We start from the raw sequence: 17,234 nt of genomic DNA on the forward strand, positions 1-17,234 counted from the left end.
GTCCACCGCAAACGAACAGGGCGGACGCCCGAAGACGCCCGCCCTGCAATCGCCTGCCGCCGCTTGCAGGCGGCTATCCGTGCGGTTACCCGCGCACCTCGGCACCGGTTGCTGCCGACACCTTTTTGATCAGGCGCTCGTGGGCCTTATCGACCTCTTCGCTCGTCAGCGTACGATCCTGCGCACGATAGGTGAGCGCATAGGCCATCGACTTCTTGCCTTTTCCGACCCGCTCGTCATCGCGGTACACGTCGAACAATTCCGCCTTCTCGAGCATCTTGCCGCCCGCCGAGCTCATACACTGCATGAGGCGCTCGTGCGCCACGCCCTCGTCAACGACGAATGCAACGTCCATCGATACCGCCGGGAACACCGGCACGTCGATGTAATCGCGTGCGGGGCAGCTCGCCTTGACGAGCGCATCCACATCGAACTCGAACGCAACCACGGGAGCCGTAGCCTCGTAGGCCTCCGTCGCGAGCGGATGGAGCTCGCCCACCCAACCGAGCACGGCGCCGCTGCTGAGCACTTCGGCCGCACGGCCGGGCTGCAAGTGCGGTGCCTCTTCAGCATCGAGAGCCTTGAAGCGCACCTTGGGGATGGCGAGCTCGCGGACCAGATTCTCAATCACGCCCTTGCCGTCGAAGAAATCGAACGGCGCGGGGTTCGCGTTCCAACCAGCCTCGCCCATTGCTCCCGCCAGCACGCCGGCAAGCTTCTGCTTCTCCTTGGGCTTCTTGCGCCCCTCGGCCCCGAAGAACACGACGCCCATCTCGTAGAGCTGTATGTTCTTCACGCCGTGGCTCTGATTGTAAGCAACCGAACGCAAAAGGCCGGGAATGATGCTTTGCCGCATGATCGACTGATCCGCATTCATCGGATTGATAAGCTCGACGGGAATGCCCAAGCCGTCGGTTTTCATGCGCAGACGCTCGAGCTCGGTCGGCTCGGCGAACGAGTAGGTCATGGTTTCGTTCAAACCGCTCGCACGGAGCGCCGCATGGATGACCGACACCTTCTGCTCTGCTACGCTGCGCGTGCCGACGCGCCCGCGCCCGCCCGGAAGCGTTGCGGGAACGCGGTCCATCCCGTACAGGCGCAAAACCTCCTCGTACAGATCGATCTCGCGCTCGAGATCGGGACGGAACGTCGGCGCGACAACCGACAAGGCGTCAGCCTCGTCGGAATCGGCAACCTCGCAGCCCAAGCGGCGCAGAGCGTCCTCGATGAAGTCACGGGGAATGTCGGTACCCACCATGTCGCAGAAGCGCGCAATGCGGAAAACCAGCTGCGGGGCCTCGGACTTCAGCGGCCATTCGTCCACGATACCTGCGGCGTTGTCCGCAGCGCAGCTCACCGCTCCGCCGGCGACCTCCACGATGAGCGCCGCAGCGGCGGCCGAGCGCAGGTCGATCCCGTGATCGTCAACACCGCGCTCGTAGCGCATGGAGCTTTCGCTGATGAGGCCGAGGTTGCGGCTCGTACGGCTCGTACGCCCCGCTTCGAAGGTGGCCGCCTCGAGCAGTATGTCGACCGTCTGGTCGGTAACCTCGGTATCGAGCCCGCCCATGACGCCGGCAAGCGCAACCGCACCGCGCTCGGGCGTAGCGATGACCGTCATGTCGGAGGTGAGTTCGCGCGCCTCGCCGTCGAGCGTTACGAGCTTCTCGCCGTCTTCGGCAGCGCGGATCACCACATGGGCGCATCCGTCTGCGCCGGTGAGCTTATGCAGGTCGAACGCGTGGAGAGGCTGTCCGAACAGGAACAGGATGTAATTCGTCACGTCGACGATGTTGTTGATGGAACGCTGACCGATGGCCGCCAGGCGCTCGACCATCCAGTCGGGGCTCGGCCCCACCTTGCACCCGCGGATGACGCGCGCCGAATAACGGGGGCAGCGCTTCGGATCGTCGATGGTCACGCTTACCGCCGAATCAACCGGCACCGCCTCCTGATCGAGCCGCATTTCAGACGCCATCGCGGCAAGCGGGTTCGTCCAATCGCGCTGGTACATCGCGCCCAGCTCGCGCGCCATGCCAACCATGCTCAGGCAATCGGGGCGATTCGGTGTGATTTCCAGGTCGAGCACCGTATCGGTCAGCTGCCGGTACTCCGCAAACGGGACGCCGATGGGCGCGTCCTCGGGAAGGATCATGATCCCGTCATGATCGTTGCCGAGCCCCAGTTCGCGCTCCGAGCAGTTCATGCCGCAGCTCGCGACTCCGCGCAATTTCGATTTCTTGATCTTGATGCCGCCCGGAAGCTCCGCGCCCACCATCGCCACAACGATATGGTCGCCCGCATCGAAGTTCTGCGCGCCGCACACGATCTGCAGCGGCTCCGGATTGCCGTCGGCGTCCGCGTTGCAGGCGCCCACGTCCACCGTCGTCACCCACATGTGGTCCGAATCGGGATGCTTTTCCTTGGTGACGACCTGACCGCACACGATGTTCTCGAACGCGGCGCCGACGGTCTCGACGCCCTCGACGCCCGTACCGGTCAGATCGAGCCTGTCGCAGAGGGCCTTCGTATCGGCTGGCACGTCTACGTATTCGCTAAGCCATTTGAGAGATACTTTCATTGGGATGCCTTCCGCTAGAATTGACGCAGGAACCGCATGTCGCCTTCGAGCAGCATGCGCAAATCGGGCACGTTGTATTTGAGGCACGCGATGCGCTCGACGCCCATGCCGAACGCGAAGCCGGAATACTCCTCCGGATCGATCCCCGACATGGAGAGCACGTTCGGATCGACCATGCCGCAGCCGAGGATCTCGAGCCAGCCCGTTCCCTTGCAGAAACGGCAGCCTTCGCCATGGCAGATGCCGCAGCTCACATCGACTTCGGCAGAGGGTTCCGTAAACGGGAAGTAATGGGCGCGGAACCGCGTCTTGCGGTCGGGTCCGAACATCTGCTTGCACAGGTAATCGAGCGTCCCCTTGAGATCGCCGAACGTGATTCCCTTGTCTATAACAAGGCCCTCGATCTGGGTGAACTGTGGCAGATGGCTCGGATCCGCCACATCGCGGCGGTACACCTTGCCCGGAGCGATAACGAAGATGGGGAGCTCCTGATCCTCCATAGCGTGCACCTGCACGGTCGATGTCTGCGTGCGCAGCAGCACGTCCGACTCCCCGCGCACGTTGGCAACTGCACCCGAGAGGTCGCGTACGTAAAACGTGTCGGCCAAGCCGCGCGATGGGTGGTCGGCCGGTGCGTTCAAGGCCTCGAAGTTGTAGTAGTCGGTTTCCACCTCGGGACCCGACACCACCGTGTAGCCGATGCCGAGGAACACCTCGGCGATTTCATCGGTGATGCGGCTGATGAGGTGACGTGTACCCATCTGCTGGGCACGGCCCGGAAGCGTCACGTCCACCGCACTCGCGTCGATCTTCGCCGCGAGCTCCGCAGCCGAGAGCTCGGCTTTGCGCGCCTCGAGGGCTCCCTCGACGGCGATGCGTACCTCGTTGGCGGTTTTGCCCACGGAAGCGCGCTCCTCTTTGGGCACGCTGCCCATCGAACGCAGATACCCGGTGAGCGTGCCCGACTTGCCGAGCACGGCGATGCGCACCTGTTCGAGCGCTGCGGAATCCGCCGCCTGCTCGATGGCGGCGAGCGCTTCGGAGCGAAGCGCCGCCAATTCGTCTGTTAGTGCCATGTTCCTGCCTTTCGTCATCACCCCGCGCTGCGGAAACCGTCCGGGCGCGAGCAATAAAAAAGAGCCCTATCCATCCTTTTGTCCAAGGACGAGATAAGACTCTCGCGGTACCACCTCGGTTGACCGCCGCGTAAACCGAAAGCGCCATCGGGCGCGCAACGGACGAGCAGTCCACTCATGTGCCCTGTGACGGGAGCGCCCGGCGAAACCTACTGGCGTCGGGAAGCCCGACCGTTCAGCCCCGCTGCTGGTAAAGTGAATCATCGTGCATGCCGTCGAGCTTTCTCAGCCGATGGAGCTCTTCTCTGGTGGCGTCATGGAACCGCGATGCTGTCTTCGTCATAGCATTTGGGTATGCTGTTGTAACGCGTTAGTATAGCCCATCCTGCGCCTCGTGTCCCAGATTTTTCAAGCGGATACCACATAAGTCGCCGCGAACCCGCGGGGCTATGCCGCAAGCAACTCGGCATGGACGCCGTCGAGCGCCTTGATGAGATCGACAACGAGATAGGCGTTTTCCGTCGCATCAGGATAGGAGTAATCGGCATCCGACATGACGGCGATGAGGTAATCGCCCGAAGGGCTTTCCACGATTCCCGCATCGTTGAGCGCCGCAGCGCTGCCGACAAAGCTGGACTCGAACCCGGCTTTCGCATAGACCGCGCAGTCCGATCCGAGAGCCTGCCGCAAAAACGACACCTCCGTCGATCCGAACAGCTTCTCGATGCTCTGGGCGCCCTCGGTATTCCCCTCGAGGTACGAATCGATGGCGATCCAGTACTTTGCGAGGTCGCATGCCCCGTAGTCGTAGTACCAGCCGGAATCGCTCGTAGCCTGAGAGACCCCCGCCTTCGCCGTCCACGCATCCCAGCTATCGCCGTCGTAGTGATCGCGGAGCATCGCGTATCCCGTATTGTCCGAGTACATGATCGTATTGGCCATGACCTCTTCGAGCGCATACTCGCTTTTGCCCTCTTCCGAAGCCATGACACCCGTACCGCCGTATACGTCTTCCTTGACGAGCACGTCCTCGACTGAAGCCCTGCCGCCCTCGATAAACTCCTGCCAGAGGAAGGTGACGAACGGCGCCTTAACGGTGCTCGCCGAGAAAAAATCGGTATCGGCGTTGTAGCTGACGCCTCGACCCGTCGTCAGGTCGAGCACCACGAAGCCCACATGGTAACCGCTATCGCCGAAAGCCGAAATCGCACCTCGCAGCGTAGCGGACTGGCTTTCTCCAAGAGGCTCCACGGTGCCTTTGAGCACGGAAAACGCAGTGATGTCACGCCCGCTCGGCACGATGGCGAGATCCGTTTGCTCCAGATTGAGATGCGGCGGGTTTTCAACCAAGGCGGTCAGGGCACCGTCCACCGCCGAGCTCAACTCCGTCGGCTCCCCGGAATGCCCGCTGTGCTGCTCCCCGGAAGCCAAAGTGCCGAAAAGCGCCATCCCGCCCACGAATACGAAGCATACAACCGCTGCGGCCGCCAAAACCCGGAAAGGAGAAAACCCGCGACGGGGCTTTTTGCCGAGCGCCTCCCTTCCCGCAAGAACCGGCGCTCCGACGCTACGCGAGTTCCAGTCCGAGGAACGATCGAACGATCGAGCGCCCCTCGTTGGCGGAGCAGCCGGCCGCTGGCGTGCTTCGCTTCCGGTTCGGGGGAGCCGCGCCTTTGCGCGACGCGCTGTCGAGCCGTTGTCGATGCGAGGCACACGTTTCGTGCGGCCAGGCGATCCCGAATCGTGCTCCACACCGCACGAACGCTCGCTCGCGTCATCGTCTTCGAATCCGCCGGGCACCGAGCGTCCCGACCCAAACGAGACGGATACCCGCTCCACGGTATGGCGAGAGCGCACGCCATTTCGATCAGACCCCGCAGCAGCGCTGCGGGAACGGGGTCCCTCGCCGTATGGATACCGTTCGCTCATATATAAGTATGATACTCATATATTGCGAACCTTCAAATAGATTTCTCGGTTATTCGGCAACAAACAGGTCTTGAGCAGCGTCGAAGCATCTCGTAGGCGCATCGCTTGCCCGTTGGACGACGCCGTGTGCGCAACGGGTTTCGAATCCGCCGAAGCCCGTGCTGCAAACCCGCTACTCGGCGAGATACTCCGCATGCGCCGCGTCGAGCGCCACGATGAGATTGGTCATGAGCTCGGTGTTCTCGGTCATCCACTCGGAATCGTAATCGGCGTTCGACATAACGGCAATCAGGTAATCGCCCGACGGCCCGGATACGATACCCGCATCGTTCATCGCCCCCAGATCGCCGTTTTCTGAATCGATTTCGAAGCCGGCCTTTGCGTATACCTCGGAATGGGATCCGAGCGCCGTGCGCAGAAACGATATTTCAGTCGTCCCGAAAAGCTCCTTGAGGCTCAGGGCATCCTCGCACCCGGTTTCGAGGTAGGCGTTGATGGCGATCCAGTACTTCGCAAGGTCGCGGGCTCCGTAGAAGGGATACCATCCCTCGACGCTGAGGGCCTGGGGGGACGCCCGCCGCCGCAGTCCACTCATCCCAGCTCGGACCTTCGTAGTGGTCTCGAAGCATTCCGTACCCCGTGTTGTCCGAATAGACGATCGTATCGGCTATCACCTCTTCGAGCTCGTATTCCTGCTTGCTTTCGGATGCCATGATACCGGTGCCGCCGAGGACGTAATCCTTGTCAAGATGCTCGTCGAGCTCCGTCTCGCCGGTGTCAACGAACTCCTGGTAGAGAAACGTCACGAACGGCGCCTTGATCGTGCTCGCAGAAAAGAACTCCTCGTCGGCGTTATAGCCGATACCTTTACCGGTATGCAGGTCAAGAACCACGAATCCCGCTTGATAGCCCAAATCAGCGAAATCTGCGATAGCCGCATCGATCGCTTCCGTCTGGGAATCCCCGAGCGCCTCGCTCGTCCCGTCGACCGCCGAGAAAAGGTTGATCTCGTACACGCCCGATGCGGCATCGACGGAAGACGCGTCGAACTCAAGCTCGGGTTCGGGAGCTTCGACAACCGGCTCGACGACGGCATCGCTCGCACTCCCGAGTTCTGCCGGCGCATCGTCACCCGCATCTTCGGGAGGAGAAGCGAAGATACCGAGAAGGGCCCACGCCCCTCCCCCTATCACAACGACGGCCAACACGAGAGCGAGCACGGCGGGAGATACGGGAAGATTCTCGTACCAGTGAGGCTTATGTCCCACGTAGATCCGCTTTGCCATGCCGCGCTCCTACCGGCTACCCGATATAAAAAGCCCGCCGCTCGGCAGGCTGGTACGGAAAACAAATTTGCCACCATACAGGTGGAAACAACCGTATTATGACAAATGTTTTCGCCTTGGGCAGATATGTATCATTAATCTACATATATTCAGGTAACTTATTGCATAAGAATGGCATGCTGTTTGCCCGGCGGTGCCGCACAGCGCTTCCTCGTTCTGCTAGGATGAAACGGCGTTCGCGCTGCCCGGCAAAACCGCTTGCCCGGCAGCTGCGCAACCGCAAGGATCACAGGCCCTATCGAGAAAGACGTATTCCATGGCAGAACAGTCCGAGGTAACGCTGCGACTTGGCGGGACCGGCGATTTCGCCGCCATTCTCGAGGTTTACGCACCCTACGTAAACGAAACCGCTATCACGTTCGAGACAAGCGTACCTTCGCTTGATGATTTCAGTGCGAGGCTCGCCGGTTTCGCTGACACCTACCCCCTCATCGTCGCGGTGCGCGACGAAACGGTAGCGGGATACGCGTACGCCCACCGCATCGGGGAGCGAGCGGCCTATGCATGGAACGCCGAGCTGTCCGTATACCTTGACTCCGCCTTTCGGGGTGCAGGGCTCGGTCGCACGCTCTGCACCGCGCTTCTGAGCCTCCTGGCAACGCAAGGGGTGCGCAACGTGTTCAGTCTCATCACCGTTCCGAACGATGCGAGCATCGGGCTGCATGAAGCCCTGGGGTTCTCACTTATGGGCATCCAAAGGCAAGCGGGATTCAAATGCGGAGCCTGGCATGATGTTGCCTGGTATCAAAAGCAGATCGGGAGCTTCGCCGGCGCTCCGCAGCCCGTCATCCCCCTTCCAGCACTCGACGCTTCTCTCGTGGAAGGCATCCTTCGAGGAGAGGTTCCGTCTCGCTTCGACAAGGCGATCGGGTAGCACCATGCAGACGGGGCGCCTGTTCGAAATCGTCTACCTGCTCATGGAGCGGCGGCGCATGACCACCGCCGAGCTTGCACGCGAACTCGAAGTATCGACCCGCACCATCAGGCGCGACGTTGACGCCCTGTCCGGTGCCGGCGTGCCGGTCTACATGACCAGGNGCGCTCTTGCATTCCGAGAAAGTCTACTAGGAGGCCCCTATGATCATCCAAGCTTTCGTCGAAGCCATGCAGAATAAGGATCACGAGGCCCTAGCCGAGTGCTTCACCGAAACGTGCCGCCTGTTCGACTACTGCCCGCAGCTTGTGGGACTCGAGAACTTCTACACCTACGGCAAGCGAGCCATCGACATGTTCTACCACAACCAGTTCGTATTGAGCGGCTTCTCGATGCTCGACCCGCGCGTCGTCGACGAGCGCACCGTCAACTTCTACGCCGATTACAACGGCGTCGTCGTCCACGCCGTTGCAACGATCGAGAACTGCAACGACGGCAGCTGCGCGCTCGATAACAGCCTGATACAGGAAATGGTCATCCGCCCCGCATAGCCCGAACGCAAGCGGGTTTCGGCGCTGCGCCTCGTTTCAGGCCACCGAAANGCGGGCGATGCGGTCCGCGATCGCCTCGCCCGCGTGTTCCAGCGCGAACCCGTCGACTGGCTCGACATGGACTTCTCGTTTTGGGGCGCTCCCCCGGAGTACAAGCACGCGTTCGACACCATCAGGCGCGCCATATGCACCCGCCACCTCCTCCGCTTTCCCTACTACGACGCCGCAGGCAACGCGTCGGTGCGCACCGTAGAGCCTGCGCGCCTCGTGTTCAAGGAGTCGTGCTGGTATGTGAGGGCGTACTGTCTCAAACGCGAGGACTGGCGCACCTTCAAACTGTTTCGCATCGACTGGGAAAACATGGAGCTGCTGCCCGACCGCTTCGCAGCGCGCCCGATACCCGAATCGCTCGGCGAATCGGGTGCGCGCCCGCGCGGCGACGATGAGCTCGTGCTCCGCTTCGCCGCATCGGCCAAAGAACGCGTCCGCGAGGAGTTCGCCCCCGAGATGATCGGCCACCTCGACAACGGCAGCCTCGAAGTCCGCCTGTCGTGCACGCTCGACGAGCGAACGAGGTTCTACCTTCTGTCGTTCGGATCGACCCTCGAGGTCTTGGAGCCGCACGATCTGAGAACTTGGCTGCGCGAACAAGCGAAGCGGGTGGCAGACATATATTGCGAACAGCACTAGGTCATGTTCGATCCTCGATACGCTGCCGGGTCAATACGCTGCCGAATCGCCGAACAGGCATCAAGATGGCAGAAAACGCATGGTATTCGTCGCCAATCGGAACCCCTTCCATGATCTAATCCCGACCGCAAGCCGTTGAGCTGGGACAACTCGAAGGAGGATGAAACGAGGAAGCCGAGTCCTTCCCATCAGCGCCGTCCTACGACGAATATCTTGCGTTTTCTGCCACGAGTACAGGGTTTTCGTGCAACTGGGACCTTGCGTTGACCCTGAACGGACTCCGGGCGAGCGGAAAGCCAGCTTCCGACGAGGCGAGACACACCCCCGTGCCGCAACCCGAACTTTGGCGAATCTCCTCCCGAAGCTTTGGCAAGAACGAAAGCCCGACCCACCGCAACTACAGATCGGCACAGATCAACAAGCGTTGCATTGTGCCTCGAAATTCTTTCGCATTAGAGGACATACCCTGTCCGCTAAGGGGCGATATGCTGGTACCATCAAACCCAACCGAAAGGAACCTCATGGATTACACCGTTGTCGAACTTGCCGAAAACCGCATCATCGGGCCGGTCATCCGCACCTCGAACGACGCACCCGACTGCTCTGAGAAAATCGGCGGCCTTTGGCAGTCGTTCATGGGCGAGGGTATGGCCGAATCGGTGCCGAACGCCTCGATTGAGCCCTATATGTGCTACGGTTTATACTACGATTACAGCATGGAAGACCAGTCGTACGCCATGATGGTCGGTTCAGCCAGCGCTCAAGGAGCCGTACCCGAGCGCATGGAAGAGCTCATCATCCCGGCAGGCACCTATGCGAAGTTCACCGTTCACGGTGACTGCGTCAACACCGTTGTCGAGGCATGGAACGAGATCTGGGCAATGGAAGAGCTGACGTCGCGTCGCGCTTGGACCGTCGATTTCGAAGCGTATCCCCCGTCAGACGACCAGAGCGATACCGACATCGACCTGTACATCGCAATCCGATAGCGCACACCCACAAATCGTCTTTACCGAAAGGAACCCCATGGCGGAAGCGAAGCTCGACTACAAGAAGGCATATCCCGATCTGTACCTTCCCAAAACAAAGCCGTCCGTTATCGACGTGCCCGCCATGGGGTTCATCATGGTAGCCGGCAAAGGCGATCCCAACGAAGAGAACGGGGAGTACCAGCGAGCGGTCGGCATCCTGTACGGCCTTGCATTCACCATCAAGATGTCCAAACTGTCCGGCAGCCAGCCCGACGGGTACTTCGACTATGTAGTGCCTCCCTTGGAGGGCCTTTGGTGGAACGAGGGCGAACCTTTCAACGGCATCACGGTCAACGATAAGAGCGCGTTTTCATGGATCTCGATGATCAGGCAACCGGAGTTCGTCACGCCCGAAGTGTTCGCCTGGGCCGTAGACGAAGCCTCCCGCAAGAAGCCCGAGCTCGACATGTCGCTTGCCCGGTTCGAAACGTGGCACGAAGGCCTGTGCGCCCAGGTGATGCACAAGGGACCCTACGACGACGAGCCCGCTACCATCATCGCGCTCGACCGCTTCATCGAGGAGCAAGGATACGCAAGCGACTTCTCCGACGACCAAGAAGCTTTTCCCATCGCGCGCAGGCACCACGAGATATACCTCGGAGACCCACGGCGCAGTAAGCCCGAGAACATGAAGACGGTCATTCGCCATCCCATCCGTACGGCCTAGCGCATCGTACAACGCTTCGCCACTTCGAATCCTCACGATGCCCACAGGTATCGGTTCGTCCTTCGCTATACTATTTCGGTAATTCCTTATGTACACAGTGCTGCAGCGCAGCATCGAACCGAAAAGGGGCAAAGGGCATGGTTCGGATGATTCCCGCCAAGACCATTCTGCAGAAGTCTCGCTACGAGCCTTCCGAATGGTTCGGAATCGACTACGTCATGAATCTGTACAGGGGCTGCACGCACGGCTGCATCTACTGCGACAGCCGCAGCAACTGCTACGGGATAAAGGACTTCACCGAAGTACAGGTAAAAGAAGGCACCGATGTGCTGCTCGCCAAATCGCTGCACGCGAAGAAGTCGAGCGGCATCATCAGCACAGGCATTATCGCCGATTGCTACAATCCTTACGAAGAGGAATTCGGCGTGACGAGACGGGCCCTCGAGATCATCGCCGACTGTCGATTCGGAGCCGACGTAAACACGAAGAGCCCGCTTGTCACCCGGGACATCGACGTACTCGAACGGGTCGCTTGGGCGCGCTCCGCAAACGTGCGGTTCACCATCACCGCCGCGGATGACGATCTGGCACGTACCATCGAGCCCCATGCGCCGTCGAGCAGCGAGCGTTTCGCCGCCATGAAAGAGATCAGCGACAGCGGCCTGTTTACCGGCGTCATGCTCACTCCCCTCGTCCCCTTCGTAACCGATACCGCAGAGAACATCGAATCCCTCGTCGAGCTTGCCCACGACAACGGCGCGCGGTTCATCTACACGCTGGGGGGAATATCCATTCGCGACGGGCAGAAGGAATACTTCATGAGCAAGCTCAAAGCCATGTCTCCCAAACTTGCAAAACGGTTCCGAGACACGTACGGCTCATCGTATTTCTGCTACAGCCTCGAACTGAACAACATCCTTGCGCTGCTGCGGGAACGATGCGATAAGGCGGGTATTCTCTATCGCATGGACGACATCATCCATGCGAGCCAGAACCACACCGAGCAGGAGCAGACGAGCTTGTTTTAGCCGATACGCTTGAAGCGGCGCAGGGATACGGTGGGCAGGCGCTATTCGATTTCAAAATCCTCCGAAGAGAAGTTACGGTAGTAACGGCCTCGCTCGGCCGTGAAGCGCAGGACGCAGTAATCGGGATCGGTAACGCCGAGCGGATAATATGCCGTATCGCCGCCTTCCCAGATCATCTCCTTGTATTCCGCATCTTCGAGAACCTCCATCGTCCCCTGGAGCATGACACCGCGAAAGAACCGCCGGTCGACGAAATAGATGCACGCCTTCGAATCGCGGCGAAAATCGGCCACCCTTCTCGACGACGTGTTCGTCGTAAAGTAGAACGTGCGGATGCCCTCGCGCTTACGCGGCGGCAGCATGGCCTTCACGCCGGGAAAGCCGTCCTCGCCGACCGAGCCGATGAACGTCGTGTTCTGATGATCGACAAGGTTACCGATAGTCTGCGCTGCATCCTTCATGAGCGAGCCTTCTTCTTTTTCGGTTTCGGTGCGGGCAACTCGGCGCACGTTGCTCGCACCAGCTCTGCGAGAAACTTGCGATCCTCGAGATCTTCGATGAGGAACGCCTCCTTGGCACCCTCGTAGGGCAAGCCCCGCGGGCAGCCAGGCATGAGCTTCTCTCCACCTTCGGTTATCTTGACGAGGAACCGATTATCGCAAATGAGGCCGAAATACTTCCCCTCGCAGTACACCCCGTATTCGCCGAACATCTTGCGAACGTGGATGAAACCCGCTTCGGCGAGCTGATCGCACACGTACTCGGCGAACTCTTGACTTGAAGCCATGCAACCTCCTGAAACTGCCAGCCGCCTCCGCACGCAGCCGATCATCGTCCGGGACATAATACTAAACGAACATTTGTTTGTCAAATTGGGTTAGATACGGCAGAGATTACCGAACCCCGACCGTCAAAGGCTGCTCGCCCAACGTTGGCGAACCGGAAACAAAGCCTGCTCGCAGGCATGGTATGATGCGCTGGTTCACGCGATGCGCACGCCGAACGACGGGCGCTCTACGAGATAAGGATTTATACGCATGGGTATCTACGTGATCACCGGAGCCACCAGCGGAATCGGTGCCAAAACCGCCTCGATCCTGAAAGAGCAGGGGCACGAAGTCGTCAACATCGACCTCAAAGGAGGCGACATCAACGCGAACCTCGCTTCGAAAGAGGGCCGCGCGGCAGCCATCGACGAGTTGCACAAGCGCTATCCCGACGGTATCGACGCGATGATCTGTAACGCCGGCGTTTCCGCAGCCAACGGCAGCATACCGCTCATCATCTCGCTCAACTACTTCGGCGCTACCGAGATGGCCATCGGCGTGCGCGATCTGCTTGAGAAGAGGGGCGGCAACTGCGTCGTCATATCGTCGAACACCATCGCGCAGGGCGCTGCCCGCATGGACGTGGTCGGCATGCTCAACAACCAGGCCGACGAAGACCGCATCCTCGACTTGGTCAAGGATTACGACCCCGCAACCGCCCATGCGTTCTACGCGGCGACGAAATACGCCCTCGCCCGGTGGGCGCGTCGCATGAGCGCCGACTGGGGTGCGCGCGGCGTACGCGTGAACGCCGTTGCCCCCGGTAACGTACGTACCGCCATGACCGATCAGCTGACCGACGAGATGCTCGTCGCCGTGCGGGCGCTGCCGGTGCCGACCAACTACGGCGGCGACCCGCTCATGGATCCGACCGAGATCGCCAACGCCATCGCATTTCTGTCTTCGCCCGAAGCGCGCGGCATCAACGGCGTCGTGCTGTTCGTCGATGGCGGCACCGATGCGCTCTTGCATTCCGAGAAAGTCTACTAGGAGGCCCCTATGATCATCCAAGCTTTCGTCGAAGCCATGCAGAATAAGGATCACGAGGCCCTAGCCGAGTGCTTCACCGAAACGTGCCGCCTGTTCGACTACTGCCCGCAGCTTGTGGGACTCGAGAACTTCTACACCTACGGCAAGCGAGCCATCGACATGTTCTACCACAACCAGTTCGTATTGAGCGGCTTCTCGATGCTCGACCCGCGCGTCGTCGACGAGCGCACCGTCAACTTCTACGCCGATTACAACGGCGTCGTCGTCCACGCCGTTGCAACGATCGAGAACTGCAACGACGGCAGCTGCGCGCTCGATAACAGCCTGATACAGGAAATGGTCATCCGCCCCGCATAGCCCGAACGCAAGCGGGTTTCGGCGCTGCGCCTCGTTTCAGGCCACCGAAACCCGCTCAAGCGTACAAAAACCGCCGACGTGAAGCCCGCAAGCCCATCGGCGATCGAACAGGTTTCTTGTTTCCCACGAATCGCCTGATCAGATTGGCGTCCGTTCCGCATGCACGTTCGGCTCCGCAAGCATTCGCCGGAACAACGCCTCAGCGCCCGTCCAAACGCTTCACATCGACGTTTTTTGTACGCGGAACCCCGCTTTGCCGTCAGGCAATGGTCGAACTCTGGACATCGGGCTATGATTCTGGCGTCGGACCATGCGGCGGGCGTGTGCATCCCGCACGGATCGTCTTGTCATCCGAAGAGGACGCATCCTGTCCGCTTTACTCTGGTATGCTGCACCCATGAAAACGATCAGGGCGAAATCCATCCTCCAGAAAGTCCGCTACGACAATGCGCAGTGGTTCGGCATCGACTACAACATGAACCTGTACAGGGGGTGCTCGCACGGCTGCATCTACTGCGACAGCCGCAGCGATTGCTACCGCATCGAGAACTTCGACGAGGTGCGCGTGAAGTTCGATGCGCTCGCCATCCTGAACCGCGAGCTGCGCTCTCGCCGAAGCAAAGGCGTTGTGGGCATCGGGGCGATGTCGGACACGTACAATCCGTTCGAGCGCGAGCTCGGAGTAACCCGCGGGGCCCTCGAGCTTGTCGAGCAGTACGGGTTCGGCGTCTCGATCGACACGAAGAGCACGCTCGTCACTCGCGACATAGACATCCTCCAACGCATAGCCCAACAGCACTCGGCTATCGTCAAGCTCACGATCACCACGACCGACGACAACCTCGCCCGCATCATCGAACCCTGCGCACCCCTCCCGACGAAGCGGCTCGCGGCCCTGCGCGAGCTTGCCGATGCAGATCTGTTCTGCGGAATCCTGTTCACTCCCCTTCTACCCTACGTCACCGACAACGACGAGACGATCGAAGCGATGGTTGCGGCGGCAAAGGGAGCGGGCGCGCGGTTCATCTACACGATGGGCGGCGTAACCATGCGCGCGGGACAAAAGGAGCACTTCCTCGATCGGCTCGGCGACGTTTCGCCCGAACTCCCCGATCGCTATCGAATCGAATTCGGCGACCGCTATATGTGCAACTCGCCCCGCAAACGCGAGGCGCTCGGCTTGCTCCGAAAGCGGTGTAAAGAAGCGGGTATCCTCTACCGCATGCCCGACATCATCGACGCCTACAAAAAGAAGGAGCCGAGTCAGCTGGGGCTGTTCTAGAAAGCGCAGGGTCAGTGGCCCCTGCGCTTCTCCTTGCGCTTCTGCTGCTTGAGGTCGAACCGGCGTTGCTCATCGGCGCGACGGGCGTCTTTTTCCTGCGCTTTGCACTCGCCTTTATGCGCCTCGTACCCCTCGCGGATCGCCTGCTGGGCCTTCGTTCCCACGCCGTGCGCCTCGATCGCGCGACGCACGATCCTCTGCATGCGCTTCGGGTTGATGCGGTCGGCGCGCATGCCGGTTTCGCCGTCTGCGTTTTTTGCGCCCATACGGATGCCGAGCTTGTCCCATCGCCCGCACACGAATGCAAGCACGAGCTCGTCGGTCGGCTCGTGGGGTCCGAACACGATGCGCCGCGCACCGTAGAGCCCGGCTTCTTCGTGCTCGCATAGGGCAACCCAGAATTGGCCGTCGTGAAGTATCGTCAATGTCGATGATGAATTGACCTGCATGATTCCTCCTATTGCATTGTCGCTCGCGCGAAGAAGGGACAACCAAGGAGGCAGGTTACTGACGGAATTGTGCAATCGGAGAACGTGCATGCGAGCCCCGCACGAGGCTCGCTGCAGCCGAAAAGAGCAATCCCGCATCCGGACTACCGGCCGGATCGTGTTTTTATCTTCGCGTAAGCCAGTATAGCGCACCTGGCTCCATCTCGCGAACCACGCAGCGCCGCCAAGCGGCTCCCGAAAGTAAGGTGGCTGCAAGGTTTCCTCAAGATAACCGCAAGGAAGCACGCGTATCGTGGACGGCGGTATCGAATCGACGGGAGCATACATGGGTAAAGCGAAAATCGTCATCGGGCTCGGAGCGGTAATCGCTGCGGTGGTAGGAGCTACCGCACTCGGAGCGTGGGCTCTGTACGGGGAGAGCGGCCATTCCTATGTCGTAATCGACAGCGGCAGGGTGCGGCCCATCGAACCGCGCGCAGGCATGGCGTACGAATACAACCTCGACGCCTACGACGATGCGGGAAACCGGTCGCTCGCCACCTTCCAAACAAGCCGCGAGCTGCGCGCGGGCGCTTATCTCGAACTCGAGACAAAGCCGATTCGAGGTGTTGTCGCCTGGGAGGAAGTGGCGTACGAGGACGTGCCGGAGCAAGCGCGGGAGGCGCTTAGCTCGCACGCATCTTCATGAAATCGGCGATGGCGAAGGAGGCTTCGGCCCACTGTTCTTCGGGTGAAATCGATGCCTCGCCATCGCCCGCCTGTTCGCCGTAATTGCCGAATTGGGCGTGGTTGCCGCCCTCGATCACGACCTCTTCAACGCTCGAGGGCAGCTTCGCACGACCCTCGTCGTATGCGTCGCGGTTGAGCACTTCGTCCTCGCTGCCGTACAGGGAGATAGCCCGCAAATCGGACGAGGAGAGGTCGGCCGTCGGATACGATGCGAGCAGTACCACGCCCTCGACCTCGCCTGCATGGTCGGCCGCCCACGAGCTTGCAACAACGCCCCCGAGCGAATGGCCGCCCACGTACCACGACCCCACGTTCGGATACGCCTCGATCGCCTTCGCCGCCGCGTCGGAACCGAAAAAGGCGATGTTGAAGGGCACTTCGACGACCACGCAGAACACCCCTTGCTCGGCCAAGCCGCTCATAAGCGGCGCATAGGCATCGTAGGCAACCTTGGCTCCCGGATAGAGGATAAGACCGACCTGCGAATCGGGATCGCCGAAAGCAAGGAGGCCGTCCGTTTGCTCGACGGGAACGCTTTCGGTTGATTCAAGGTAGGCGCCGTTGTCCGAAGCGGCGTGGTAGTAATCGTTTACGTAAACCGCAAACCCGCCCACGGCTAGAACCACGATCGCCGCAAGAACAAGGGCGATCCACCTGCCAGCATGCCGACGCTTTCGTTTACCCGCATCCGACTCGACTCCCACCGCGCAACCACCGCCCATCTCTCGATCCGAGCCTCGCCCGAACGAAACCATAATCCGAAAAAGGCCAGTATACGTCTGCCGCGGATTACCGCAGCGGACAGACTGGCATCGTTTCGAATCTGA

At 60.6% G+C, this 17,234-nt stretch carries 20 protein-coding genes; 11 read left to right on the forward strand and 9 right to left on the reverse strand.

The window, feature by feature from the left end:
* Positions 1–85: 85 nt before the first annotated feature.
* The 5 genes from pheT to C1722_RS12440 form a co-directional block, all read right to left on the reverse strand.
* The gene (gene pheT / locus C1722_RS12425) at positions 86–2,581 is read right to left on the reverse strand and encodes a phenylalanine--tRNA ligase subunit beta (protein ID WP_102379701.1); all 2,496 of its coding nucleotides are present in this window, start codon (positions 2,579–2,581) and stop codon (positions 86–88) included.
* Between the two features lie 14 nt (positions 2,582–2,595).
* Positions 2,596–3,657, reverse strand: a complete 1,062-nt coding sequence (pheS, locus tag C1722_RS12430; protein WP_102380380.1) for a phenylalanine--tRNA ligase subunit alpha — start codon at positions 3,655–3,657, stop codon at positions 2,596–2,598.
* A 447-nt stretch (positions 3,658–4,104) separates the two neighbouring features.
* A complete protein-coding gene (locus C1722_RS17015) occupies positions 4,105–5,028 on the reverse strand; it encodes a serine hydrolase (RefSeq protein WP_180995238.1) in 924 nt (307 codons plus the stop codon).
* A 730-nt stretch (positions 5,029–5,758) separates the two neighbouring features.
* Positions 5,759–5,920: a hypothetical protein gene (locus tag C1722_RS17020; protein ID WP_180995239.1), complete on the reverse strand. Its 162-nt coding sequence runs from the start codon at positions 5,918–5,920 to the stop codon at positions 5,759–5,761.
* A 94-nt stretch (positions 5,921–6,014) separates the two neighbouring features.
* A complete protein-coding gene (locus C1722_RS12440) occupies positions 6,015–6,872 on the reverse strand; it encodes a serine hydrolase (protein WP_102379703.1) in 858 nt (285 codons plus the stop codon).
* Positions 6,873–7,188: 316 nt separating this feature from the next.
* On the opposite strand from C1722_RS12440, the gene C1722_RS12445 reads away from it, so the two are divergent.
* The 7 genes from C1722_RS12445 (at position 7,189) to C1722_RS12475 (ending at position 11,773) form a co-directional block, all read left to right on the forward strand.
* Positions 7,189–7,806 (forward strand): GNAT family N-acetyltransferase, encoded by a 618-nt coding sequence (locus C1722_RS12445; protein WP_102379704.1) that lies wholly within the window; start codon positions 7,189–7,191, stop codon positions 7,804–7,806.
* Positions 7,807–7,810: 4 nt separating this feature from the next.
* Positions 7,811–8,047: a helix-turn-helix transcriptional regulator gene (locus C1722_RS12450; RefSeq protein WP_102379705.1), complete on the forward strand. Its 237-nt coding sequence runs from the start codon at positions 7,811–7,813 to the stop codon at positions 8,045–8,047.
* Positions 8,010–8,357 carry a nuclear transport factor 2 family protein gene (locus C1722_RS12455; protein ID WP_102379706.1) on the forward strand — a complete coding sequence of 116 codons (348 nt, stop codon included), beginning with the start codon at positions 8,010–8,012 and terminating at the stop codon, positions 8,355–8,357. The genes C1722_RS12450 and C1722_RS12455 overlap by 38 nt, the downstream gene beginning before the upstream one ends.
* Positions 8,358–8,441: 84 nt before the next feature.
* A complete protein-coding gene (locus C1722_RS12460) occupies positions 8,442–9,047 on the forward strand; it encodes a helix-turn-helix transcriptional regulator (protein WP_244902572.1) in 606 nt (201 codons plus the stop codon).
* 521 nt (positions 9,048–9,568) lie between these two features.
* The gene (locus C1722_RS12465) at positions 9,569–10,036 is read left to right on the forward strand and encodes a GyrI-like domain-containing protein (protein WP_102379707.1); all 468 of its coding nucleotides are present in this window, start codon (positions 9,569–9,571) and stop codon (positions 10,034–10,036) included.
* Positions 10,037–10,073: 37 nt separating this feature from the next.
* Positions 10,074–10,745: a GyrI-like domain-containing protein gene (locus C1722_RS12470; RefSeq protein ID WP_102379708.1), complete on the forward strand. Its 672-nt coding sequence runs from the start codon at positions 10,074–10,076 to the stop codon at positions 10,743–10,745.
* A 137-nt stretch (positions 10,746–10,882) separates the two neighbouring features.
* Positions 10,883–11,773 carry an SPL family radical SAM protein gene (locus tag C1722_RS12475; protein WP_146040684.1) on the forward strand — a complete coding sequence of 297 codons (891 nt, stop codon included), beginning with the start codon at positions 10,883–10,885 and terminating at the stop codon, positions 11,771–11,773.
* A gap of 41 nt (positions 11,774–11,814) precedes the next feature.
* Here C1722_RS12475 and C1722_RS12480 read toward each other — a convergent pair whose 3' ends face one another.
* Both C1722_RS12480 and C1722_RS12485 read right to left on the reverse strand, forming a co-directional pair.
* The gene (locus C1722_RS12480; protein ID WP_102379710.1) at positions 11,815–12,234 is read right to left on the reverse strand and encodes a pyridoxamine 5'-phosphate oxidase family protein; all 420 of its coding nucleotides are present in this window, start codon (positions 12,232–12,234) and stop codon (positions 11,815–11,817) included.
* Entirely contained in the window at positions 12,231–12,560 is a 330-nt protein-coding gene (locus C1722_RS12485; protein WP_102379711.1) for a TfoX/Sxy family protein, read from the reverse strand. Before C1722_RS12485 ends, C1722_RS12480 begins: the two co-directional genes overlap by 4 nt.
* Positions 12,561–12,810: 250 nt before the next feature.
* On the opposite strand from C1722_RS12485, the gene C1722_RS12490 reads away from it, so the two are divergent.
* The 3 genes from C1722_RS12490 (at position 12,811) to C1722_RS12500 (ending at position 15,229) form a co-directional block, all read left to right on the forward strand.
* Positions 12,811–13,590, forward strand: a complete 780-nt coding sequence (locus C1722_RS12490; protein WP_102379712.1) for an SDR family oxidoreductase — start codon at positions 12,811–12,813, stop codon at positions 13,588–13,590.
* Between the two features lie 9 nt (positions 13,591–13,599).
* The gene (locus C1722_RS12495) at positions 13,600–13,947 is read left to right on the forward strand and encodes a nuclear transport factor 2 family protein (protein ID WP_102379706.1); all 348 of its coding nucleotides are present in this window, start codon (positions 13,600–13,602) and stop codon (positions 13,945–13,947) included.
* 397 nt (positions 13,948–14,344) lie between these two features.
* Complete coding sequence (locus C1722_RS12500; RefSeq protein WP_102379713.1) at positions 14,345–15,229, forward strand: SPL family radical SAM protein; 885 nt, start codon at positions 14,345–14,347, stop codon at positions 15,227–15,229.
* Between the two features lie 11 nt (positions 15,230–15,240).
* Here C1722_RS12500 and C1722_RS12505 read toward each other — a convergent pair whose 3' ends face one another.
* A complete protein-coding gene (locus C1722_RS12505) occupies positions 15,241–15,678 on the reverse strand; it encodes a YjdF family protein (RefSeq protein WP_102379714.1) in 438 nt (145 codons plus the stop codon).
* Positions 15,679–16,003: 325 nt separating this feature from the next.
* Here C1722_RS12505 and C1722_RS12510 point away from each other — a divergent pair, with 325 nt between their 5' ends.
* Positions 16,004–16,366 (forward strand): YxeA family protein, encoded by a 363-nt coding sequence (locus tag C1722_RS12510; RefSeq protein WP_180995240.1) that lies wholly within the window; start codon positions 16,004–16,006, stop codon positions 16,364–16,366.
* Here C1722_RS12510 and C1722_RS12515 read toward each other — a convergent pair.
* Positions 16,344–17,129, reverse strand: a complete 786-nt coding sequence (locus C1722_RS12515; RefSeq protein ID WP_102379716.1) for an alpha/beta hydrolase — start codon at positions 17,127–17,129, stop codon at positions 16,344–16,346. The two genes, C1722_RS12510 and C1722_RS12515, sit on opposite strands and share 23 nt — an antisense overlap.
* Between the last annotated feature and the right edge of the window lie 105 nt (positions 17,130–17,234).

It is taken from the genome of Raoultibacter timonensis (assembly GCF_900240215.1).
GTDB lineage: Bacteria > Actinomycetota > Coriobacteriia > Coriobacteriales > Eggerthellaceae > Raoultibacter > Raoultibacter timonensis.

Coding starts and splice junctions, on each gene's coding strand:
- C1722_RS12495 (WP_102379706.1), top strand. CDS start 13,600: ATGATCATCCAAGCTTTCGTCGAAGCCATGCAGAATAAGGATCACGAG.
- C1722_RS12480 (WP_102379710.1), bottom strand. CDS start 12,234: ATGAAGGATGCAGCGCAGACTATCGGTAACCTTGTCGATCATCAGAAC.
- C1722_RS12445 (WP_102379704.1), top strand. CDS start 7,189: ATGGCAGAACAGTCCGAGGTAACGCTGCGACTTGGCGGGACCGGCGAT.
- C1722_RS17020 (WP_180995239.1), bottom strand. CDS start 5,920: ATGAACGATGCGGGTATCGTATCCGGGCCGTCGGGCGATTACCTGATT.
- C1722_RS12515 (WP_102379716.1), bottom strand. CDS start 17,129: ATGGGCGGTGGTTGCGCGGTGGGAGTCGAGTCGGATGCGGGTAAACGA.
- C1722_RS12475 (WP_146040684.1), top strand. CDS start 10,883: ATGGTTCGGATGATTCCCGCCAAGACCATTCTGCAGAAGTCTCGCTAC.
- pheS (WP_102380380.1), bottom strand. CDS start 3,657: ATGGCACTAACAGACGAATTGGCGGCGCTTCGCTCCGAAGCGCTCGCC.
- C1722_RS12490 (WP_102379712.1), top strand. CDS start 12,811: ATGGGTATCTACGTGATCACCGGAGCCACCAGCGGAATCGGTGCCAAA.
- C1722_RS12455 (WP_102379706.1), top strand. CDS start 8,010: ATGATCATCCAAGCTTTCGTCGAAGCCATGCAGAATAAGGATCACGAG.
- C1722_RS12440 (WP_102379703.1), bottom strand. CDS start 6,872: ATGGCAAAGCGGATCTACGTGGGACATAAGCCTCACTGGTACGAGAAT.
- C1722_RS12485 (WP_102379711.1), bottom strand. CDS start 12,560: ATGGCTTCAAGTCAAGAGTTCGCCGAGTACGTGTGCGATCAGCTCGCC.
- pheT (WP_102379701.1), bottom strand. CDS start 2,581: ATGAAAGTATCTCTCAAATGGCTTAGCGAATACGTAGACGTGCCAGCC.
- C1722_RS12465 (WP_102379707.1), top strand. CDS start 9,569: ATGGATTACACCGTTGTCGAACTTGCCGAAAACCGCATCATCGGGCCG.
- C1722_RS12470 (WP_102379708.1), top strand. CDS start 10,074: ATGGCGGAAGCGAAGCTCGACTACAAGAAGGCATATCCCGATCTGTAC.
- C1722_RS12510 (WP_180995240.1), top strand. CDS start 16,004: ATGGGTAAAGCGAAAATCGTCATCGGGCTCGGAGCGGTAATCGCTGCG.
- C1722_RS12505 (WP_102379714.1), bottom strand. CDS start 15,678: ATGCAGGTCAATTCATCATCGACATTGACGATACTTCACGACGGCCAA.
- C1722_RS12500 (WP_102379713.1), top strand. CDS start 14,345: ATGAAAACGATCAGGGCGAAATCCATCCTCCAGAAAGTCCGCTACGAC.